This is a genomic window from Permianibacter fluminis (assembly GCF_013179735.1).
Lineage (GTDB): Bacteria > Pseudomonadota > Gammaproteobacteria > Enterobacterales > Permianibacteraceae > Permianibacter > Permianibacter fluminis.
On the sequence record NZ_JABMEG010000001.1, the window covers coordinates 1662773 to 1684386 of the forward strand.

Annotated in this window: 24 protein-coding genes; 6 read left to right on the forward strand and 18 right to left on the reverse strand. The window is 57.8% G+C overall.

Going from position 1 to position 21614, the window contains the following annotated elements; translation table 11 throughout:
• Positions 1-139: 139 nt before the first annotated feature.
• The 8 genes from HPT27_RS07130 to HPT27_RS07165 are packed head-to-tail and all read right to left on the reverse strand — an operon-like array spanning position 140 to position 4344.
• Positions 140-523 carry a VOC family protein gene (locus HPT27_RS07130; protein WP_211197880.1) on the reverse strand — a complete coding sequence of 128 codons (384 nt, stop codon included), beginning with the start codon at positions 521-523 and terminating at the stop codon, positions 140-142.
• Between the two features lie 43 nt (positions 524-566).
• A complete protein-coding gene (locus tag HPT27_RS07135) occupies positions 567-956 on the reverse strand; it encodes a VOC family protein (RefSeq protein WP_172240992.1) in 390 nt (129 codons plus the stop codon).
• A 50-nt stretch (positions 957-1006) separates the two neighbouring features.
• Complete coding sequence (locus HPT27_RS07140) at positions 1007-2470, reverse strand: MFS transporter (protein ID WP_172240995.1); 1464 nt, start codon at positions 2468-2470, stop codon at positions 1007-1009.
• A gap of 51 nt (positions 2471-2521) precedes the next feature.
• Positions 2522-2869, reverse strand: a complete 348-nt coding sequence (locus tag HPT27_RS07145) for a GFA family protein (RefSeq protein ID WP_172240998.1) — start codon at positions 2867-2869, stop codon at positions 2522-2524.
• Positions 2866-3039 carry a hypothetical protein gene (locus tag HPT27_RS07150; RefSeq protein WP_172241001.1) on the reverse strand — a complete coding sequence of 58 codons (174 nt, stop codon included), beginning with the start codon at positions 3037-3039 and terminating at the stop codon, positions 2866-2868. The genes HPT27_RS07145 and HPT27_RS07150 overlap by 4 nt, the downstream gene beginning before the upstream one ends.
• Entirely contained in the window at positions 3036-3392 is a 357-nt protein-coding gene (locus tag HPT27_RS07155; protein WP_172241004.1) for a hypothetical protein, read from the reverse strand. Before HPT27_RS07155 ends, HPT27_RS07150 begins: the two co-directional genes overlap by 4 nt.
• 50 nt (positions 3393-3442) lie before the next feature.
• Positions 3443-3928, reverse strand: a complete 486-nt coding sequence (locus HPT27_RS07160) for an SRPBCC family protein (protein ID WP_172241007.1) — start codon at positions 3926-3928, stop codon at positions 3443-3445.
• Complete coding sequence (locus tag HPT27_RS07165) at positions 3925-4344, reverse strand: ArsR/SmtB family transcription factor (RefSeq protein WP_172241010.1); 420 nt, start codon at positions 4342-4344, stop codon at positions 3925-3927. Before HPT27_RS07165 ends, HPT27_RS07160 begins: the two co-directional genes overlap by 4 nt.
• A gap of 282 nt (positions 4345-4626) precedes the next feature.
• Here HPT27_RS07165 and HPT27_RS07170 point away from each other — a divergent pair, with 282 nt between their 5' ends.
• The 3 genes from HPT27_RS07170 to HPT27_RS07180 all read left to right on the forward strand — a co-directional run bounded on the left by HPT27_RS07170 (position 4627) and on the right by HPT27_RS07180 (position 6503).
• Complete coding sequence (locus HPT27_RS07170; protein WP_172241013.1) at positions 4627-4968, forward strand: FKBP-type peptidyl-prolyl cis-trans isomerase; 342 nt, start codon at positions 4627-4629, stop codon at positions 4966-4968.
• Positions 4969-5033: 65 nt separating this feature from the next.
• Positions 5034-5930, forward strand: coding sequence for a DNA alkylation repair protein (locus tag HPT27_RS07175; RefSeq protein ID WP_211197881.1), 897 nt, complete (start codon positions 5034-5036; stop codon positions 5928-5930).
• Positions 5931-6104: 174 nt separating this feature from the next.
• On the forward strand, positions 6105-6503 hold the full coding sequence (locus HPT27_RS07180) for a RidA family protein (protein WP_172241016.1): 399 nt from the start codon (positions 6105-6107) through the stop codon (positions 6501-6503).
• A 116-nt stretch (positions 6504-6619) separates the two neighbouring features.
• Here HPT27_RS07180 and HPT27_RS07185 read toward each other — a convergent pair whose 3' ends face one another.
• The 6 genes from HPT27_RS07185 to HPT27_RS07210 all read right to left on the reverse strand — a co-directional run bounded on the left by HPT27_RS07185 (position 6620) and on the right by HPT27_RS07210 (position 13985).
• Positions 6620-8380, reverse strand: coding sequence for an ATP-binding protein (locus HPT27_RS07185; protein ID WP_172241019.1), 1761 nt, complete (start codon positions 8378-8380; stop codon positions 6620-6622).
• On the reverse strand, positions 8377-9672 hold the full coding sequence (locus tag HPT27_RS07190; RefSeq protein WP_211197882.1) for an SIR2 family protein: 1296 nt from the start codon (positions 9670-9672) through the stop codon (positions 8377-8379). Before HPT27_RS07190 ends, HPT27_RS07185 begins: the two co-directional genes overlap by 4 nt.
• Positions 9673-10434: 762 nt before the next feature.
• On the reverse strand, positions 10435-10890 hold the full coding sequence (locus HPT27_RS07195) for a hypothetical protein (protein WP_172241022.1): 456 nt from the start codon (positions 10888-10890) through the stop codon (positions 10435-10437).
• Positions 10887-11369, reverse strand: coding sequence for an RNA polymerase sigma factor (locus HPT27_RS07200; RefSeq protein WP_172241025.1), 483 nt, complete (start codon positions 11367-11369; stop codon positions 10887-10889). Before HPT27_RS07200 ends, HPT27_RS07195 begins: the two co-directional genes overlap by 4 nt.
• Positions 11370-11994: 625 nt before the next feature.
• Positions 11995-12993 (reverse strand): NADP-dependent oxidoreductase, encoded by a 999-nt coding sequence (locus HPT27_RS07205; protein WP_172245161.1) that lies wholly within the window; start codon positions 12991-12993, stop codon positions 11995-11997.
• Positions 12994-13037: 44 nt separating this feature from the next.
• A complete protein-coding gene (locus HPT27_RS07210) occupies positions 13038-13985 on the reverse strand; it encodes an alpha/beta fold hydrolase (protein WP_172241028.1) in 948 nt (315 codons plus the stop codon).
• 104 nt (positions 13986-14089) lie between these two features.
• On the opposite strand from HPT27_RS07210, the gene HPT27_RS07215 reads away from it, so the two are divergent.
• Positions 14090-14533: a winged helix-turn-helix transcriptional regulator gene (locus HPT27_RS07215; RefSeq protein ID WP_172241031.1), complete on the forward strand. Its 444-nt coding sequence runs from the start codon at positions 14090-14092 to the stop codon at positions 14531-14533.
• 458 nt (positions 14534-14991) lie between these two features.
• Here the strand turns inward: HPT27_RS07215 and HPT27_RS07220 are convergent, their stop codons facing one another.
• The 3 genes from HPT27_RS07220 to HPT27_RS07230 form a co-directional block, all read right to left on the reverse strand.
• The gene (locus HPT27_RS07220) at positions 14992-15498 is read right to left on the reverse strand and encodes an SRPBCC family protein (RefSeq protein ID WP_172241034.1); all 507 of its coding nucleotides are present in this window, start codon (positions 15496-15498) and stop codon (positions 14992-14994) included.
• 137 nt (positions 15499-15635) lie between these two features.
• Positions 15636-16457, reverse strand: coding sequence for a substrate-binding periplasmic protein (locus HPT27_RS07225; protein ID WP_172241037.1), 822 nt, complete (start codon positions 16455-16457; stop codon positions 15636-15638).
• A gap of 122 nt (positions 16458-16579) precedes the next feature.
• On the reverse strand, positions 16580-17167 hold the full coding sequence (locus tag HPT27_RS07230; protein ID WP_235950854.1) for a TetR/AcrR family transcriptional regulator: 588 nt from the start codon (positions 17165-17167) through the stop codon (positions 16580-16582).
• Between the two features lie 298 nt (positions 17168-17465).
• Here HPT27_RS07230 and HPT27_RS07235 point away from each other — a divergent pair, with 298 nt between their 5' ends.
• Positions 17466-18545 (forward strand): MBL fold metallo-hydrolase, encoded by a 1080-nt coding sequence (locus HPT27_RS07235; RefSeq protein ID WP_172241043.1) that lies wholly within the window; start codon positions 17466-17468, stop codon positions 18543-18545.
• A gap of 106 nt (positions 18546-18651) precedes the next feature.
• Positions 18652-19359, forward strand: coding sequence for a hypothetical protein (locus HPT27_RS07240; protein ID WP_172241046.1), 708 nt, complete (start codon positions 18652-18654; stop codon positions 19357-19359).
• Between the two features lie 59 nt (positions 19360-19418).
• On the opposite strand, the gene HPT27_RS07245 is transcribed toward HPT27_RS07240, so the two are convergent.
• The gene (locus HPT27_RS07245) at positions 19419-21590 is read right to left on the reverse strand and encodes a S9 family peptidase (RefSeq protein WP_172241049.1); all 2172 of its coding nucleotides are present in this window, start codon (positions 21588-21590) and stop codon (positions 19419-19421) included.
• Positions 21591-21614: the final 24 nt, after the last annotated feature.

Consider the following 21614-nt stretch of genomic DNA (forward strand, 5'->3'; position numbering starts at 1 on the left):
GTCGGACCTTTTTGCCGCGAGACAGCGTTCACTCTGCCACAGCTTTTGACTGTCATACCAGTCGCGGCAATCGTCACTTTTACCAGCCAGTTTTACGGCTCACGTCTCCCGACCATGTCAACCCGCCCGGCAACCGACATTACATGCTGGCATTCGGGTCCATGTACATCAGCTCCCAGATATGGCCATCCAGATCTTCGAACGAGTGGCCATACATGAAGCCCATGTCTTGTGGCTCGCGCAGCACGCGACCGCCGGCTGCGACCGCCTTGGCGACCAGCTCATCCACTTCCGCGCGGCTGCTGCATGACAGACACAGCAGCACTTCGGTGGTCTTTTTGGCGTCGCTGATTTCCTTGCTGATGAAGCTCTGAAAGAACTTCTCGACCAGCAGCATCACGTAGATGTCGTCCGCGACAATCATGCAGACCGCGTCGTCATTGGAAAATTTTGGCTCGAAGGAAAACCCGAGCGCGCTGAAGAATGCCTTGGTTTTTGCAACGTCTTTGACGGGTAAGTTCACATAAATTTGCCGGCCCATAATGACTCCCTGAGTATCTGTACGGTTATTGATTGGGTTGAACGAGATGAATCCAGTTGCCGCAGGTATCGTCAAACATCACGGCCGTTATTGGGCCCATGTTGGTCGGCTCACCGCGAAAGACCACGCCGCGCGCTTTCAGCTTTTTCAGCTCAGCCTGAATGTCATGGGTGAGGAAGGCAGTCGCTGGAATACCTGCCTCATACAACGCTTGCTGAAAGATCTTGGCCGGCGCAAAGCCCATCGGTTCCAGTGACAATTCGACGCCGGCGATACCCTCTGGTGATGTCACTGTCAGCCAGCGATAGTCACCGAATGGAATGTCAGCCATTTTCTGAAAGCCGAGTTTCTCGGTATAAAATTTCAGCGCCTGCTCCTGATTGCTGACCATCACGCTGCTGATTTTGATTTGCATGGTACCTCCTGAAAGCGGCTGGAGCCTGCGCCCGCCACGTTGCGTGCAGTTCAGTCTGCCAACGCGCTGGCAACCGTATTGTCCGTGGCAGTGGTCTCGGTCTGGCCGTGGCGGCCGGCCCGCAGCAAACTGGCGCCAAGTAGCGCGCCCAATATGGCGAAGGCGGCACCAACAAGAAATGCAGCGTGATAACCGCTGGTCAAGGCGCTGGCAGTGTCGGCGCCTGCGACGATTGCGCCCTGCGTCTGGCCGGCGGCAAGACTGGCCAGCACCGCCAAGCCGAGCGCGCCACCCATCATGAAAGAGGTGTTGACTACGCCCGAAGCCAGTCCCGATTCGCTTTGCTCGACATCACTCATCGCGGCCAGCAACACCGGATTCAGCGCAATGCCGGCACCAATGCCGGACAGCACCATGCCGGGCAGAATATCGGCCAGAAACACGCCGTTGACCGGCGCGCGGGCAAACAGCGCCAAACCGACGCCGGCCAGCAACAAACCAAATGCTAGCGGTCCGCGTATGCCAAAGCGCATGACAATTTTTGCTGACAACCCCAGCGAGAACGCCGCCATGATCAGGTTGGCCGGCAGAAACGCCAGACCCACTTGCATCGGGCTGTATTGCAATACCAGCTGCATGTACAGCGCCGAAATAAAGAACCAGGCAAACATCGCCGCTGCCCACAGCACACCCACCACATTTGATACCGCGACATTGCGCAGCCGGAATAACGCCAAGGGCATCAACGGCTGCGCCACGCGCGATTCAATGGCCAGAAAACTGAGCAACAGGACCACCGCCAGCGCCAGCAAACTGATGGTTTGCAGCGACGTCCAACCGGCCTCGTTGCCATTGACCACGGCATACACAGCCAGCATCAAGGCGCTGGTGACTGTCACCGCACCGGCGATATCGAGTTTGCCGCCTTCGGCATGACCGGGCAGGTTCGGTAGCAGTCGCAGGCAGAGCGCGTAGACGGCCGCACCAATCGGCAGATTGACCAGAAAAATCCAGTGCCAGCTCAGCATGTCGGTCAGCAAGCCGCCGAGCAACACGCCGATGCTGCCGCCGCCGGCACAAACAAAACCGTAAACGCCCATCGCCTTGGCGCGCTCGGCCGGCTCGGTAAACAGGTTCATGATCAGCGACAGCGATACCGCAGACACCACCGCACCGCCGAGGCCCTGAATGGCGCGCGCGGCAATCAACAAACCTTGTGAATTGGCGAGACCACAGACCAGTGAGGCCAATGTGAACAGGGTCAGGCCGAGCAAAAACAATTTGCGGTGGCCATACAAATCACCGAGCCGACCGCCGAGCAACAAAAAGCCGCCGAAGGTCAGCATGTAGGCATTGACGACCCAGACCAGCGAGGTCTCGCTGAACTGCAGATCTTCCCGTATCGACGGCAGCGCGACGTTGACGATGGTAGTGTCGAGCACAATCATCAGCACGCCAAGACACAGCACGATCAGGGCGAGCCAACGCTGCTTCTCGTTCAACTGTTCTTTCATGGGTTTGAAATCCTAAGCAGATCGTTTTTGTTGGCTTGGCGGCGCGCGAAGTCAGAGCGCGCGGCCGTCGTAGTGCTGCACCGGAATGGCATCCAGATCAATTCCTTCCAGGCAACGAAGATTGATAGCCGCCATCACTGTGCCGTCCGGCGCCGTGCCTTCACCGTACGGGTGCATGCCGCAGGTCGAACAAAACCGGTGCTTGATCTGGTGCTTGTTGAAGGTGTAGGTGCTGGCATCGTTTTCCGGCGTCAGCAACTGCATGGCCGAGCGCGGCACAAACCACAGTAGCGAGCCCCGGCGCTGGCAAATCGAGCAATTGCAGGCGAGTGCGCCGGTGATCTCTCCTTCCACTTCAAACGCCACCTTGCCGCAATGGCAGCTGCCTTGGTATTTCATGATTGTGTTCCTTTTATGGGAGCTGATTGCTGCTGTTCGTGCGCCGACAATTTATCCTGCGCTTTACCTGGTAATGGCAGCGCATAAATCACCGCACTTTCCGCGCGCGGCACCGGTGGCAATTGTCGCCGCAGCAGGGCTCCCGGCACCAGCCAGGTACTCGGGCTCATACACAGTCTCCTGACAAGACGTCGTCATGGATGATCGCTAAAGCGGCGGCCGCCAACGGCAACGATGTCATCGCTTCGCCCTCTTGAATCGGGGCAATCCCCTTTCTGGCCGGACACCAAAACTCCGGTACCCGCGCGGAACGGCACCCCTCCTTGTCAAGGAGGGGCTGGGGGTGGTTAAGCTCAGCTTGTGGCGTTGCCAACGTAATCCGGATTTTGCATTGTTGTTCTGCAACCACCCCTAACCCCTCCTTGACAAGGAGGGGGATCAAACCGTTCGGCGCAGCACGCGTGAATGGCTCAGCAGCGTGTTGCCACAGAAAATTTTTGCAAAACATGCCATTGCCAAACATGTCAATGCCCTCCATTGGCGCCGTGATCGCGGCGTTATCTGCGGCCACCGTTATGCGTGTTGCAAATACGCGGCAAGATTGTTCAGCCCTTCGTTGGTCCCGTGTTTGCGTTCGGCAATGGGATACCGGTCATCCAGCACCGCCAACTGCTCGGTCAGTGTCATCTGGCAGCCGCTACCGGCGGCTTGCAGATCAACGGTCAGCAGTGACACCGAAATACGGCTGCCACCGATGGCCATGCTGTAACTCAGAATGATTCGCTGGTCGGGCACAATGTCGTGATACAGCGCGTCATATTCGTGCACCGGCCCACCGACCGGTCCGGTGCGATTGCGCTCACGGCCGCCAATCCGAAAATCGAGTTCATGCTGCGCGGCTGGCCAGTCGCTGCAGAAAAACCACTGCCGCTTGGCCTCAAGCGTGGCCCAGGCCGCAAACACTTGCGCCGGCGTTGCGGCAAAGTGTCGTTCCAGCACAAAGCTGCCGTGCTGCACGGGCGCAGAGTTGCTGGCAATGGGGGAGGCGACAGCCGTCATTTTTTGCTCCTCCGTGAGCGGGATTTGCCTGTGGCCGGGGCAGGCTCGGTGGCTGACGCTTCCGCGCCGCTTGCGGCTGGCGGCGCGGCTTCTTCGGCTTGCAACACCCGCAAATACTCTTCCAGCCGATCCAGTCGCTGTTCCCAGAATTGCCGGTATTGCTCGACCCAGCCGGCCACCTCCTTCAACGGCTGCGCCTTGAGCTTGCAGGGCCGCCACTGCTTGGCCTTGCCGCGGGTGATCAGCCCGGCTTTTTCCAGCACCTTCAGATGCTTAGTCACCGCCGGCATGGTCATGTCGAACGGCTCGGCCAGCTCGGTCACCGAGCTCTCACCCGATGCCAACCGGGCCAGAATCGCCCGCCGGGTCGGGTCGGCAAGGGCGGCAAAGGTGGCGCTGAGCGGGTCGACAGCCATTTGGACAACTCATTGGTTAATTAACCTTTTGGTAAAGTAATGCCGGTAGTCGTCGCTGTCAATGCAATACCGGTCCAAGCTTTGGTTCGAATCAGCCGGGCACTGGGGCTGGATGCGGCGGATTGCGGCATAAGCTCACCATGACCCGTCCACAAAGACTTCCGGATTGCAGGGACGAGGCTGGAGCAGACCTCGGGGCGCGCAGCGCTGGCTGGGTTACCATGCGGGCCGATTGCGACACCAACGCGCAACTGCCGCTATAACAAACCCGAGGAAGCCACTATGAGCTTGGCACTGGAAATCACAGACCTGCGCGAAGGCGACGGCAAGGCAATTGCCAAAGGCGCGCTGATCACGGCGCACTACCGCGGCTTTCTCGACGACGGCACGCCGTTCGATTCCTCGCATGATCGCGGCAAGCCATTTCAATGCGTGATCGGCACTGGCCGGGTCATCAAAGGCTGGGACCAAGGCCTAATCGGCATGAAAGTCGGCGGCATCCGCAAACTGTTTGTGCCGGCCCATCTCGCCTACGGCGAACGGCAAATGGGCCCGCGGATCAAGCCCCACTCCAACCTGATCTTTGAAATCGAATTGCTGGAAGTGCTGACGCGTGATGACTGAATGGTGACGCACAGTCGTTCAGAACGTCTGCAACCCGAAACCCGCGCACAGGAGTGCCGAAGCCAATGGCAGTGACATCACGCACCACAGCGAACAAGGTCGCTGTAAAAGCCAAGGCCGGCACACCTGCCAAGACGGCTGTAAAAAAGACCACGAAGAATAAAACCGCTATAACAACTGCCGGCGCAAAAGCAATTGTCGAGACAAAAGCCGTCGCCAAAAAGGCCGTCACAAAAAAGACCGTCGCAAAACAGACCGCAGCAGCAACGCCATCGGTTCCCGAGTTGCTGGACGTGGCAATGGCCGCGCTCAAGCGCGCCAGCAGCAAGGCCGTGCGCGATGGCATGACCCGCTTCAATATACCCAACACCAACGCGCTCGGCGTCAAAATGGCCGATATCCAGAAAGTCGGCAAGCAACTGGGCCGCCATCACGAACTCGCCGAAGCTCTGTGGAAAACGGGCGTTTATGAGGCGCGCATGCTCTGTGCGTACGTCGCCGAGCCCGAGCGTGTAACACCCGCACAAATGGACCGTTGGGCTAAAGATTTTGATAACTGGGCCGTCTGCGACACGCTCTGCTTCGCGCTGTGGGACCGCACGCCCCACGCCTGGAAAAAAGCCGAGCAATGGACCAAGAAGACCGCTGAGTTTGAAAAGCGCGCGGGCTTTGCTTTGTTCTGGTGCCTGTCGGTACATGACAAAGCCGCGCCCGATGCGGGCTTCTTGAAAGGACTACAACTAATCGAGTCCGGCGCGACCGACGAGCGTCACTTTGTCAAAAAGGCGGTGAACATGGCGCTGCGCGCCATCGGCAAACGCAACAAAGCCCTGAACGCCGCCGCCGTGACCGTCGCCACCCGCCTTGCTGCATCGCAAGATGCAACCGCCAGATGGATCGGCAAAGATGCACTACGAGAAATCACCAGCCCCGTCGTCAGGAAACGCGTCGCCAATAAATAGCCCGACCTTTCTTTGATCCCCTCTCCCCCGCGGGGCGAGGCGGGAATTAACGAAGCACAGCTTCGTTCCGCCGCAGCGCCACGAGTTAGCGAGTGGCTGGGGCGCGGAGCGGGGTTGGGGAGAGGGGGATCCGCTGTTGCTAATCCAGTTAAGCATTGGGGCAGGGGCTAGCACATGAAAAACACCGTAGAAACCTACACACCACCCGACACGCCCACCCCCATTGGCCCGTACAACCACATCGCCAAAGTTGGCCACCTGATCAGCATTGGCGGAACCGCCGGGTTTGACCCAGCGACCGGCCAACTCGCCGGCGCCGATGTGTATACGCAGTGCAAACAGATCCTCAAATCGTTTCAGGTCATGCTGCAGTCCGTGAATTCCGATTTGGACCATGTCATGCACATCAATGTGTTTCTGCTACACATGAGCGACTTTGACGAAATGAACAAAGCCTACGTTGAGATGATGGCAAAACATTGGCCAACACGGACGGTAATCGGTGTGCACGAGCTGCCCAAACCTGGCGTCTTGCTGACTATGAATTTGACTGCGGTTACCAGAATGCCGTAGTGGAGCAATTATTGGCGGGCCCTAAAAACACTGATCCGGAGGTCACTATTGAGCGACTGCTAACGACCCATTGCGGACAGTGAGACGAAAATAGATCTGTCCCCTTTTTCCATTTTTTACGGCGTAGCAGGATCAGCTTTCCAGCACTTCTGATAGTTTGGGCCGTCAGACTTTGGCTCAGCATCTGGGGGAAATATTTGTATCGTCAGCGGTATTGGAAAATCTGCACCGATGATCGCAGCCTCACCCGGCTTCAGGTTCGGAAGGAAGGAGGACGCGGAGCGATCAATTTCGCCGCATGCCCGTTCAACCACCTCTCGGTCTCTGTCATTCGTTAGCCGATGAACAACGAGTGTTCCCATCTGACTCAAAACACCTTCTGTTATGTCGCGTGGCCGCTGTGTGGTGAGGCAAATGTTCAAACCAAACTTCCGACCTTCCTTGGCGATTAACTCAAACGCGTCAAGCCGAGCCACGGCGTCCTCGCCACCAATTTGCCTTCCTAGGAAATTGTGCGCCTCATCTACGATAACAACGACTGGCGAGGTTGCGAATGCGCCGCCACGTGCCTTATTCAAAAGATGTCTTCCGATAACGTTCGCAACAATCTCCCGAGCCTTGAATTCGTAGGCTACGCCACTCAGACAAATTCGAAGCAGCCTCCCGTTGTCGGTAACGAAGTTATCGATCGCATCAGTCAGCGCAGGGGCAGTTGAATTGAAGACGCAGCCAAACGATGGGGAAGTCAGAACTGCGCTGATTCGAGACATTAGAGACAGGCAATAGGAGACCTCGCCAGAGTCGCCGCCCCATTTGGTTGTATCCTTCGAGCCGCGGGCCGCCCCAAAGCCGTCCGGATACACGCATTCTTGCTCGATCTGAGCAATGAGATTGCCTACGTCAAACTCCTGACACGGATCGTCAAGTCTTGCCCCAACGCCAGCTTGCTGCTCTGCCGTGACAACGGGGACCTTTGACTGGTCTATTTTCTTGATGATCCCATTCGTTGCTACGGCAGGCACTAGCTTCGCCAATCGAAGGCTACGCATCGCAGCGCGCAACTTGGGTCCCTGCACTTTCCCTGCGGGCTCGAACAGGGCGATAAAATCAGATTCTACAAAGCTAGTTGGTGGAAGAGAGCGAGCCTCCGAATCGGTAGCCTTGTTGACAGGAGTACCGAGGTGCAAATGCCTCACGAATGCCCCCCTGAAGCCCCGGTATTCACCAGTTGCATCGAGGAGGATGATCTTGGCTTTGAATTTCAAGCACTCCTCGATGATGCGCGCTGTCGTCCAACTTTTACCGCCCCCGGTTGTCCCAAGAATCGCGCAGTGGCGGCCAAAGAGCTTCTCGGGCCGAATCGAGACAGCACTTTCGAGAGCAACATCGATGGAACCCAGCTTCAGGAGTACCGTACTCCCAGGGCTTCCTTCCGGCTCCATCAAGCTTGGCAGGTCGGCAACAAAGTTGTGAGGTGCAGCATAAACTCGGTCCCCAAGGCGGGGGTAGGACTCAACGCCAGCAGTGACGCGCAATGAATCCATCGCGACTGAGCCAAGCAGTTGGATTGTTCCAACTGCGTCCAGGTCGATGACCTTCGAATGAAATGCATCTACTGAGCGACGCTCTGATTCTGGTAGATGGATTTCAACGACTCGGCCGAGCAATAGATTTATCTGACCTTCAATCAAAACAAACTCACCAACCTCCCCCTTGCCGTAACGTCCTCCGAGGTAATGCGCACCACTTGGCGACCCTGCATCATTCAAATTGAATCGAACCGCTTGAGCGGAGACTGAAGACAAAACACCAATGAACAGCTCCGGGCGAAGCAGGCCACGGGGGAACGCTTCCTCGACTGTAGATGTTCTATTCATTTGGAGTCAGCCAAAAGTTTAATATCCCGAGTCAGTCGTTGAGCAGGCGTAAGAGACTTCAGATCCGGAATCATTTCTGCGAAATCGCCGAAGTTGGCGTTAACCAGCCAGACGTCCTCTCCCTGCTTGGCCAAGCTGAACAGCGTTTCCCAGTACTTGTTCTTCTCTTTTGGTCGAGCGGTGAGGTCGTCGGCGAATGGATTGACGACAATCAAACGCAGATGTGGGTTCGTCCGCACAGCAGCGAGAATAGGCTCGGACAAGTGGTCATCGTTGAAGCCAAAGCCCGTCACAATGAGGCACGTGTTTGGTTCGCGAAGGGCGGAGAAATACTGCGACACTAATTCGAGGTGGGGCTGAACATAGGATTGTTGATACTTCCCCTTTGCGGGGTAAATCAGACACGCCAAATCTGGTGTCGGTTTTGGCTCTACCTCGATTTCATTCTCAGTCTTCCGTGACCAGTTGACTGAGCCATGAAGCTTATAGATGTGGAAGACACCTTCCAGCGGCGTCCCTGCGTCATCGCCCGTCGTCGGCCTACGGACGATGTCATAGAGGAAGAATCGAGGATCAAACTGTCGCGGCTGGGTGAACGAGAAGCCATCAAGAACTACCAAACCTTGCCGTCCCGCGGCAGTTTCAAAACACAGGTCGTAGTTGGTCGTGAAGAGCTTCAATCGAGAATCACGGACGCGCCTGCGAGAAAGTCTGTGAAGAAAGGTGCGGTGGGCTGCCAGTTGATTCGCATCCGCCGGATCGATAAACTCGGAGCACTTTTCCAGTATCACCTGCTTCGACGCCGTAATGAAGGCTGTTACTTCTTTGCTTCCTTTCACTTGAAGATATGCTTCACACCGGGACAAGAGGGCCTCGATATTCTCTTTTTCGGCAGCAATGTCGTATCCGATCTCGGCAATCACTTTTGCGGCTGCAGGCGAAACCGTCCGTGCAGCTGACCCTGCTCCTGGGTTCGCATTCACGCAACACTCCCAAAGGGTCCGCATAGATGGTCCTTTGGTAACCGGGCCAAGCGATGTGCCACTACCTGCAAGCACAATGACATGCTGCATTTGGAGAGACGAGAGCAATAAGTTCTTGAGCTCTTCTCTAGCCGTTTTCGCAGCGGCAATGATTCTTTCCTCACTTGCCTTTTCGGCTCCGGTTGGAACATCCGGTTTCAAATCCTTCCAGGCATCTGATTCAGGCCCGAAGAACATTAGCTTTTCCGACGTTGAAACCGCAGCAGGTGCAGCAAGTGGCGGCGGAACTGGTGCAGCTGGCTTATCCATTTGTCGCCTCTGTTAATCCCTACTCTATGACTTTCGCGGCAAAATGAGCCGTTGATGCCGGTCGTTATGCCTAATACTGGTTTGACTTGTAAGCGCTCTATGCCCACAAACCAAAGAGTTGGTGCGGAGAGGAGGAATCGAACCTACCTACGTTCTCTCTTGGCAAGTAGCACAAATACATAAACGTTAATCTCTCGCTTGGGTTGGAATTTTCTCTCACCAGAGACTCCGCAGGAACGCAATTCCGCACCAAACACATGCCATTACCGAGGTAAAGAAAGCGATTGAGTTTTTCATAGACACCTCCAGAGTGATTGCAATAAAGCCAAATATGGAAGCGAAGATTTCCAACCCAAACGAGATCGCGGCGTTTATTTCAATGTGTACCTGTACCTCCAAGCCTGTTGTGCCAGCACCGGCCTGAGCAGTGCTAACGAGAATTCAACCCTAGGCGACTTCTACTTTCATCGCAAGTGTTGAATGTCCAGCAGCGGCCGTTTACCTTTCAACCATCGACCCTGCTGCGTAGCAGCATTCTGGAGAAATTGGGACAGATTTGATTTCCTCCTGACTGTCCGCTACGGGTCGAAAGCTGCCTAAAAGGGCCTAACAGCGCTCTTTTTTTTGCTGGGGCGGCGCAACCGACATAGACAGGTGGCCAACACCCTAAAGGCATTTTCGCCGCCTGCTGGCTGGGCAGGCGGCGGAAATTTTCTGCTTGACGTTGCCCCGAACCATCGGCGGGGCTTGTCGCTGACGCCATCATGCTTCGGTTTTGTCGCGTGAGCTCCAAATATAACCCACCCAAGTGCACACAGCGATGAACAGGAAACCATAGGCCTGGCTCGGGCTGTCTTTGATCATCCACCAGACCAGGCCTTTGTCGCCTTCGAAGATAAAGGCGAAGGGCATGGCGGTGAAAAAAATCGCCAGGGCCAGCAGAAATGACTTACGCCGTTGTTCGGTCTTGAATTTCATGAAAGTCTCCTTTTCCAATTGTGCTGACGGTGAAAGTGGTGCGGCGGGGATGAGCGAGGCCTGGTTTTCCTTTAACCAGGTCGCGAACTCGGGGTTGGCGTGAATATAGCCATCGACTAGTTGCTTGCTGTCCTCACTGGCTTCGCCGGCGAGATACAGCGGCAACAGATCCAAAACCACATCGCGCGAGATGCTGTTTGGATTTTGGTTGGCTAGATTCTTGTTGGGTGGAACTGTCATGCTGATTTCTCCTTCATCAATTCACTGAGCCGGAAGCGGGCGCGGTGCACGCGCACTTTGGCGGCGGCCACGCTGATGCTCAGCGTGGTGGCAATTTCTTCGTACGGCATGTCGTCGTAAGCGTGTAGCAACAGCACCACTCGCTCGTGTTCGGGCAACTGCTGGATGGCCTGGAGCAGTTGCTCGGTTTGTTGCTGCTGCGATAAGTCGTGATCAACCACCGGGTTATGGCTGTGCTCGTTCTCATCAAACGGCGTCATCAGGGCGCCTTTCTTGCGCTGCTGAAAATGCAGGTGCCGGGTGATGGTGAACAAGTAGGCCTTGACCGTGTCAGCCCGTATTTCGGTGGTCGTGGACATGGCCCGCAGAAACGTCTCTGAGGTTAAATCCTCGGCCAGTGCGCGGTTGCCACTCAGCGCCAGGGCAAAGCGATACACATCCTTGGCATAGCGCTGGTAGAGCGCATGAAAGCTTTGCATTCGGGTTCCGTTTTCAGAATCTCTGTCGAAGCCATCTCAAAAATGGCTGGCACTCGGCGATCCGTGCGCATGCGGTGCTCAGAGTCCTCATGTACGACCTGTACACTCCGGCTCTTGCGCTCCTCTGCGCACGCCTCGCCATCGCCCAACTCATTTTCTGAGATGGTTCTTAGACAATATTGGCGAGCGGGCAAAAGGTTACCGAAAAAACGGAATATTTTCGTTGGCGGTGAAGGTTGGGCGGTTTTGGGGTGGAGTGCCAGGGGAGGTGCCCCCTCTCCCCAGCCCTCTCCCGCAAGGGGCGAGGGGGTTTAAACCCTTCTTCCCTCGCGGGGCGAGGTGGTTTAAGCCCTTCTTCCCTCGCGGTGCGAGGTGGGAATTAACGAAGCGTGGCTTCGTTCCGCCGCAGCGCCACGAGTTCGCGGGTGCTTGGGCAGGCGATGTTGGCGATGAGGTTCGCTGCCGATCAGCTGTTGTCGTGAGCCACCTGCTGGTCGAGTGCGGTGCTCAAACGAAGGTAGCCAGGATGCAGCGCAGCGAAATCCGGGGGCGCGCCGGGGCTCGACCCGGATTCCCTTTCCCTTCATTCAGGCTGCGCGTTCCGGTAGAGACGAAAGCGGCGCCATTACATTTTGACGACGACCTTGCCCTTGGCGCGGCCCTTCGCAAGGTAATCCAGCGCTTCTTTTGCCTGTGCGAAAGGAAACACGGTGTCGATGACTGGCTGGATGCGCTGGGCCTCAAGGAGCTTGCCGATTTCATTCAGTTGCGCGCCATCGGGGCGGACGAAGTGAAATTGATAGGAGACGTTACGTTGCTTGGCAAGCCGCATGATTTTTCGGCTCATCAAGCCAAACACGAAGGTGAGAACAAAGTTCAATCGCTTGGCACGAGCGAACGCGGCGTCGAGCGGGCCGACAAGGGATACGATCTTGCTTCCCGGTTTGAGAATGCCGATGGCTTTTTCAATTGCGTCGCCTCTGATGGTGCCGAGAACGGCATCGTAGCCGCTCAGCACTGTGTCGAATTCCTGCTTGGTGTAATCAACAATCTCGTCGGCGCCAAGACGGCTGACCAATGGCATATTGCCCGTGCTGGTAGTCGTTCCGACGGTGGCGCCAAGCTGCTTCGCCAGCTGGATCGCAAACGTGCCAATGCCGCCGGATCCGGCCGGAATGAAGATCTTCTGACCAGCGCGAAGATTGAGGCGTTCTTTCAAGGCCTGCCAGGCGGTGAGCCCGACCATCGGGATTGAAGCGGCTTGGACAAAGTCCAGATTGGTCGGCTTCATGGCGGCAGCGCGCTCCGGCACTACCGCAAATTCTGCCAGTGAACCCGTACCCAGATCGAAAATGCTGGCGTAGATCGCATCGCCCGGCTTGAAGCGCGTTACCTGGCTGCCGACCGCTGTCACGACACCGGCCAGATCACTGCCAAGTGTCGCCGGAAGCTGAAAATGCAGCACCGGTTTGAACAATCCGGTCGGGATCATGTTGTCGATGGGGTTCAGTCCCACGGCGTGGATTTGCACCAGCAGTTCGTCGGCTTTCGGCTCTGGCCGGGGAACGTCCGTGAAGCCGATATCGGGCGACTTGCCGTAGCGTTTGAAGGTGAGGGCTTTCATCATGGTTTTTTTCATGTCGGGTATCTCGTTGTTGCGTGATCAAATCAGTCGGCGAGGAAGTTCAGCACGGCCGGAACAAAGATGTGGTGGTACTGAAAAACGCCACCGTGTCCGGAATCGGGATATAGCGTCAACGTGGCATTCGGCAGTCGGCGAGCCATGTCGGCCGAGAGACTGCTGGCGACCATGAGATCGTTGTCGCCATTGGCGATCAGAACCGGTTGGGTAATCTGCGACAGATCGTCGGGCTCACTCTGTCCCGCTGCTTTGATCGCTGCCAATTGGGCGAATCGCGCCTGCATGGAAATGCCTTTGTCGCGGTTGGTGCGGCGTTCTTTCAGTCGGGAGAAGTAATCTTTCGCGGCGCGTTTGCCTTCTGGCGTGCGTGGAAAGAACAGGAAATTTCTTGGGTCGCTCAGCGTGAACGCCGCTTTGAGATAAGCGAGCGCGGCAATTTTGTTGATCTTGTCGACGCCGCCACCGCCGCGGGGTCCGGTTCCTGCGAGCACGATGCGACGTACGAGTTCAGGCGCTTGCAGGGCAACCATTTGTGCGACCGCTCCGCCGAGCGAGAAGCCGAGCAGATCAACCTGCTTGTGTCCGAGTGCACGAATGAAGGCAATGGCATCTTGGCCCATTGCTTCAATGCTGCGCGGCACCGAGCCTTCGGAAGCGCCCACGCCACGGTTGTCGAAGGCGATCACCCGGCGCTGCGCGGCAATGCCGTCGATGACGCGCGGGTCCCAGTCGTCCAGCACCGCCATCAGATGGTGCAGAAAAACAACCGGCACACCCGTGTCAGGCCCGAGTTCCCGATACACAAAAAGCGCCCCACCGACATCGATGGTGCGGGTGGGGGCATTCGCCCATTTCACGGTGCGCGGCTGTCTTTGCGAGGCCGCCTTGGCGGTGTTTGCCCGGCCGGAAGCCGTAGCCTCGAGGCCTGCGAAGGGGGCTTTTGCTGTGGCGGTGCCGGTATTGGTCGTGCTCATCGGGGAAATCTCCGCGCGGGGTGGAATGCTGGGGGCTAGGGTGTTACTATCAAATTGATAGCAACGATACTCCCAATCCACCGACTAGTCACTACCAATTTGATATGGACGAAAATAACAGTACCAACGACCCGTGCCCCATCGCCCGAAGCGTGGCCTTTGCCGGCGATGCCTGGTGCCTGCTGCTGCTGCGGGATGCCCATGCCGGCCTGACCCGTTTCGACCAGTTCCGGAAAAGCCTGGGTATTGCACCGACCATGCTGACCCGGCGGCTGGCGATGCTGACCGAGGAGGGCTTGCTGGAGAAGCGGCGCTACTCGGAGCACCCGCCGCGTGAGGAATATCTGCTGACCGCTGCCGGCCGCGATTTTCTGCCGGTGCTGTTCATGATTGGCGCGTGGGGGCGGCAATACCGGGGCGGCGGCAAGCTGATTCGTTTCCTCGACGCTGAAACCGGAACCGAGATCAAGGCCGTTGCGATTGACGAAGTCACCGGCGCGAAGATTGGCACGCGACCGATTCGCACGGTCACGCCAGACGAAAGCTGATTGGTGATTGCGCCAGCTGACTGCGTTCTCGCAAGTTAAGACGGAAAGCGTGCAATGCGTTGCCAGTCTGTGTAGGTCGTTCGCAGGATGGGAGCGCGTTAGCAGAACCCATCAATAAATTGGTGAGGAGAATTGGACGATGGGTTTCGGCACAACCGGTCTCCAGCCATCCCACGAGTCTCTTAAACCATACTGCGAGCCGGCGACACGCTGCTGGAGAAGGCCGCTTTTTATTGGCAGAGACGTGCTTCGGATTCTGGGCAAATTCGCAGTGATTGATGGTGGCATTGATAACCGTAGTGATCACGCGGTCATCGAGAAGATCCCGGATTTTGCTGCGCTGCATCCGGGCTACTTTCGTTAACGTTCGAGCACGGCGACGCTGTGACGGATGATTCGCTGTGGTTCATTCTCTTCCGCAAGAGCTGAAAGCGTTTGGCTTTTCGGCAATCGCGCACTCACACGCTTTTCATGTGCGCAACGAGCTGATCCAGCGCCGTGCCCCAGCCATCGTGAAAACCCATCTCTTCATGCTGTTTGCGCCCGGCTTCGTCGCGGTGAATAACCAGCGCGCTGTATTTCGTGCCGGTACCGGCTGGTTCCATGGTGATGACAGCGGTAAAAAGAAAGTCACCGCAGTGCTCGGTGGCGGCTGACATTTTTGGCCGGTAGCCGGGCTCCATGGCGTTGGTCCAGACCAGTTTGCGGTTTTCGACAATTTCCAGAAAGCAGCTTTCCCCGGGGAAGCGTTCGCCTTCGGGTGAGCGCATGACGGTGTAAAACCGGCCGCCGGGGCGCAGATCAATTTCACACTCGGGAGTTTCCCACGGCTTGGGCGTGAACCATTTTGTGATGTGTTCCGGCGTGGTCCAGGCGCGCCAGACCAGTTCCGGTCGCACATCGACAATGCGTTCAAGTAGCAGATCCAGTTTTGGATCGGGCGTGTGGGTAATCGGCGTGTTCATGATGGCGGCTCCGTCCGGTTGAATGGCGGGAAAGTTTGATTTTTGCGTGGGCGCTGGCAGGTTACGACGTGTTGCGTTGTTCACTGAACGCGGGTCACTGTAAGCAGCGCACTGCACACAACGCACTTCACGCCGTGTTACGGCGAAATGCCGTATTCGGCCAATATGGCTTTGAGCTTGCCGGAGTGGCGCAGTTTGCGAATGCCGCTGTCCAGCTTTTGGCCGAGCCATTTTGCCCGCTCAGGATTGCCTTTTGAAAGACCGACTGCCAGCTTTTGCTTGCTCAAACAACCCGCGCTTTTGAAGGTGCTGGCGATTTTGCCGAGGCGAATGCCAAAGTCATACACATCAGAAGTCATGATGATGGTGTCGGCGCGACCGGCGGCCAGAAATTTGAAAATGCTGTACGTGAAATCCTTGTTGCCGGGAAACTCATCAATGGCGATGGCGTCCTTATTGGCCTTGAGATAAGTCTCCAGCTCGCCAAAGCCTGACTCCTTCAAATGCGCGAGTCGCTTGCCGAGCAGATCCTTGGGCGCGGTGTAGCGCCACGGAGAGTCGGCGTTGACGTAAAAACAATATTGCTGATAGCCAACAGGCTCCTGATGAAACTGGAATTGTTCGTAGCCATTGACGGTTGGCGTCAGCAGTCCATCAAAGTCGCCGGCTTCAGTCATGCGCAAGCCGCGCGTCCATGGTGCGTAGGTGATGGTAAAAGCCACGCCTTCTTCGGTCAGCGCCTGCTCAACAATCTCGACGATGTAACCCTTGTGGCTTGGATTGAACTCACAGTGCTGCGGGCACCAGTCATCGGCAACCAGCGCAACCGGTTTCTGGGCGTTCTCTGCGCGTGAACCGGCTTCCGTGTCGGCGTGCGCAACAATGCTTGCAACACTGATCGCCGCGATGGCAGCGATCACGCTCAAACAAGCAAAGCCAATTTGGGTCAGCGTGCGCATGAGGCCTCGATTGCGGAGGGTTCCAGTTTCGGGCGGTTCTTCGTTACGGGTAGCGAGCGTAACGATGATGCGGGCCGGCTGCCACGGCCTTATCGACGCAGGCCGGAATCTCGCGTTCCCGCTCAACTATAGCAGCGCAAAAACATTTCCACGGCGGCATCAATGACCTGCTTTTGCATGGCCGGCGTCAGCGTTGGCTGGCTGAGCGAAATTTGCGGCCAGAACGCAAAGCCCTTGATGAGTCCCTGCAGCTGGTTGGCGGCAAAGAATGGATCGGCGATGTTCAGTTTGCCGTCGGCGACGGCGGCGCGAATCCAGACCGTCAGGCCTTCTTCGCGTTCGCTCATGCGACCAACCATCTCGCGGGCGCGCTCCGGTGAGTGAATGGCTTCGGAAATGGCGACCCGGGCCAGATCGATGAAATTGCTGTCGTTCAGCAAGCGCATTTTTTGCCAGAGCAACTCTTCGAGCTGATCGCGCAGCGGTCGGTCGGCGCGGTACGGAACGGTAAGCTGGGCATGAATGCGGTGATAGAGCTGGGTCAGGATTTCGGCGAACAACACGTCCTTGCTGGGAAAGTGGTTGTAGACGGTGCGCTTGGAAACCTCGGCCGCGCTGGCGATGCGGTCCATGCTTGTGGCCTCGAAGCCATTGAGGCGGAACTCCTCTACCGCAGCTTCGATGATGGCTTCGCGCTTGCGGTCACTCATGCGCTGGCCGCTCGGCGCAGGCGTTGTCTCGCTGGCGCTGACCGGGCTGGCTTCGGCTGCTGGGGTTGAAGGCGACGGTTTGGCGGGGGCGGAGCGGGACATGGCACGGGCAAAGTAGGGGTTTTGCGCAGTCTACACCAGCCAGTTTACTTTTTGCTTTACAAAACTACACCGTGCAGTGTACTTTTCCGTTCGGGCCGGGCGCCAGCGCGGGCAGGTGACCGGCTCCCGCGCCTGAAACGCGCCTTTGTGTTCGCTGCTGCTGCCCCGCCGGATTTTGCCAATCGGAGTCTCCGCCATGACCTTCTCGCTTTGCCCGCCGGCTGATCGCCAGCTGCCGTATTCCGATTCGCCGCAACACCGCCACGGCAAATTTCACAACGACCGTCGCATCCGGTCGTTGAGTGTTGGCCAAACCTTGGCGGTGGCCTGGAACATGTTCTTCAACAAGCCCGCTGACACCGTGCCGCCGGGTTCGATACCGGTTGATACGCTGACCCGCGCGCAACTGGACGCAGCGCCAGATCGCAGCCTGTTCCGGCTCGGTCATTCGACGGTGCTGCTGAAATTGCGTGGCACGTTCTGGCTGACCGATCCGGTGTTTGCAGAGCGTGCCTCACCGCTGCAATGGTTGGGGCCCAAACGTTTTCACGCACCGCCGATTTCGCTCGCCGAACTGCCGCCGATTCAGGCCGTGATCCTGTCGCACAATCATTACGATCACCTGGACAAAGCGGCCGTGCTAGCTCTGGCTGACAAGACCGAGTTTTTTCTGACGCCGCTCGGTGTCGGCGACACGTTGATCGAATGGGGCATTGCGCCCGGCAAGGTGCGCCAATTCAATTGGTGGCAAGGCACCGAGCTGGCCGGCGTGCGCCTGACCGCCACACCCGCGCAGCATTTTTCCGGTCGCGGTCTGGCTGACAGCAACAAGACGCTGTGGGCGTCGTGGGTGATCCGCGATGACGAGCTCCGGGTGTTTTTCAGCGGCGACTCCGGCTACTTCGATGGCTTCAAAGCCATCGGCGACAAGTACGGTCCGTTTGATCTCACGCTGATGGAAACCGGCGCCTACAACGCGCAATGGCCAGACGTGCACATGCAACCGGAAGAGACGCTGCAAGCGCATTTGGATCTGCGTGGCCGCTGGTTGCTGCCGATCCACAATGGCACCTTCGATTTGTCGATGCACAGTTGGCATGAGCCATTTGAACGCATTACCGCACTGGCCGCGCACCACCATGTCGCGCTGACCACGCCGCGCATGGGCGAGCATCTGAGTATCGCGCAGCCGCAACCGACGACCCGCTGGTGGCGAGCGCTGGCCGCGTTGCCCGCGCATCCGGCTGAGCATCAGTTGCTGGTCACGCGGGATTGACGGCATCCACGAATAGCGCCGGCCGGCAAACTGTCTGTGCGTTTCGGGGAACGGTTTTTGCGGTAAGCGCGTGAATCAATCCGTTTAAAAAAAGGAGCGCATCGACATGACAAGCCAAAACGATGACATCACCGACAATGACATCACCGACAATGACATTCCAGCGGTTGACATCACAGCGACTGCCGCTCGGTCAACAACCGCTTCGCTGCTGCACCTCATCCAGCAGCAGTGGTCGACCTTGCTCGCCGGCGAAAAGCTGACCGTGATGCTGACGTCTGTAGCGCTGACTAGAGAACAGCGCTACGAGATTTACATCGGCGACGAGTTCATGCTGAACGATGTCCGCCATATCGACGTGGTGATCCGGGAATTCAGCCCGGAGTGGGCGTCGGCGCAAAAGTGGCGGCCACAGCGGCCATCAGTCAGCGCAGCGCTGCCCGCCGTGCTGGTGTTTGAAAAGGCCTCTGCGCAAATGGTTCAGCACGAACTGAATGGTTTGGGGCTCGAAACTGTGGTGACCATAGTCGCGTCGCCAGACTGCTTGTCTGCGGCAATCTTGCCGGCAGAATCGTCGTCACCAGACAAGATGCCTCTGATCTCCGCGACCACGTTGCCAGCAACCGCGACCACATTGCCAGCAACCGCGACCACATTGCCAGCAACCGCGACCACATTGCCAGCGACCGTGACAAGCAAAGCGCCGACACCCGAGCCCGTCGCCGCCGAAGTGATGACTCGCCGCCAAACGTGCTGTGCTGGCTGGATGGCAAAACGGAATGCCAGTTCCGACGCCTGCCAGCGTCGCTTCTGACGCCGGCGCCAACAATACGTTCCGCTGCACGTCCGGTTGGATCCCGAACAACGTCTAGCTTAACGGCGTTTGTCCATCGTGTTCAATTTCGTGTTCTTGTTTAAAAAATCCTGCAAAGCTGCCGACGGCGGCGTCAGCACGCCAGCAAAATGTTCCGCCGCTGCCGCTTCCAGCAGATACACAATCACTTCGAATCCGAGTTCGGTCTGTGGATTGTGGCCGGAGTCCGGGTCGACCAATAGCTGGACGGCCGAGCCATGCCGTTTGACCTCACTGGCGTAGCGATACAGGCCTTTCAGCGGTACCCGATCATCCACGCCACCCGCCCAAAGATAGAGCGGCGTTTTCAGCTGCGCGATGGTGGCCAGTGGTGACTCTTGCCGCATCCGTTGTTGCCAACTTGGATCCTGCAGCGGCACGCCATAGTGACGAAAAAAGATCTCCGCCGGCGGGCCATCTTCCGGTAACGCCGAGCCGCCGTTGGCAGCAATCCACTGCATGCCCCAGCTGAAGTCGACCGGCGCCGCTGCTGCCACCGCAAACTGAAACCGCGCAGGCGCATGATGCGCCGCCAACAAGCTGGCATAGCCGCCAAACGAATGCCCGGCAACCGCCTGCTTCGCGGCATCGCCAATCCCTTGCGCCAATAGAAAATCCATACCGGTCAAGATGTCAGCCAGCACCTTGCCGTTGCCGAAGTCCCCCTGCGAACTCAGTACGTAGTTCATGCCATAGCCAATCGACGCGCGAAAGTTCGGGCTGAACACGATGTAGCCGCGATTTACCAGCAGCTGGGTGATCGGCTGAAAGTCATCGCGATCACGGTTGTACGGGCCGCCGTGCAGCAGCGCGATCAGCGGCGCGTTCTTGAGCGCGACCCCATGTGGCAAATACACGTAGCCGTGCAGCAACATGCCATCGTTGCCGCGATAACTGACCGGAATGGCGGCGCTGGCAATCGCGGGGTCGATTGCCGTCGTGTTCGCCAATTCGGCGCGAAACAGCGGCTGCAACTGGTTCTGATCTGGCGTGTAGATAAAGTAGCGGTCCAGTGCCCAGCTGGCATGACGGGCTTGCACCAACCAATGCTGACCGTCAGCGGCACTGGTCAATTGCAATGACGCCTCCGGCACTTGCTGTTGCAACGCTGCGAGCTGGGCGCTGAGCCGAGCTGTCTTGCCGTACCAGCGCTGATGATCAGGGTGGTAGGCGATGCCGAGCCAGTCATCGGTATTGGCTTGCCACAATACGGACGTAGCATCGGCGCGCTGCCCCGGCCCCCGGTGCACGGTTTGCCAACCGCCATCAGCGGCTTGCCAGCGTTGCATTGCCAAGGTGTTTTCGTTGTGATGCGAGAGCAACCATAGCGTTTGTTTTGTTGGGTTGTAGCCGACCAACCGGCATTGCTCGATGCCGACACAGTGCAGCAAATCCTGCGAGGTGACGCCGGTGTAGCGCCGGATAACCGTATCGTATTGCTCATCTTCGTAGCCACTGCTGAACGCCAGCGTGCCGTCGGCGTTCAGCAGCGCGTTGCGCAATGGCTTGGCCGTTTCCAGCAACAATGTCGTCTGGCCGCGACTGTCGACCCGCAGATAGCGAAACACCCAGCGATCGTTCTGCGCCACTTTTTCACTGATCACAGCGTAGTCAGGCGCGTGATGGTCGACCAGCCACAGCTGCTGCCGGCGTTTGTCCGCCCACTTCAGAATGCGACGCGCTTGCCCGGTCGCGACATCGAACACGGCCAAGCCTTCGGTGTCCGCCAACCACAAGCGTTTGCTGTCGCCGGCCCAGACCACGTCCAATTGCTGAATGTCGGCGAGCACGCGGATCGGCTTGCCAATTTCCCGCTCTTGCAGCAGCAGATCGGTTTGCTGCGCCTGGCGTTTGCGAAAACAGAGATAGCGGCCGTCGGGTGACAGTTGTACGGCGCTGATCGGTGAGCGGCGCAGCCATTGCTCGCGCGGCAGCGGTGGCGTCGGGCGCATGGCTTGGTATTCCGCTGCCGCAGCAGCGAGCTGGCGGCTGTCGTCCAGCAAGTCCGAGCCGTTGGTGCTTGCACTAACCGTGGCGCTCGCGTGAGCGCTCTTGTTATCGCTCGCGCGAACGTCTGTCGCAAATACCGGCTGACTGAGCAGCATCAGCAACGCGGCGGTTCTGGCGGCAAACGAACAGAAGTGACAATAATCTTTGGACAGACCGGGGGCCTGCCACGGCGACATTAGCATGGCATTGTCTCTTGCAACGTATAG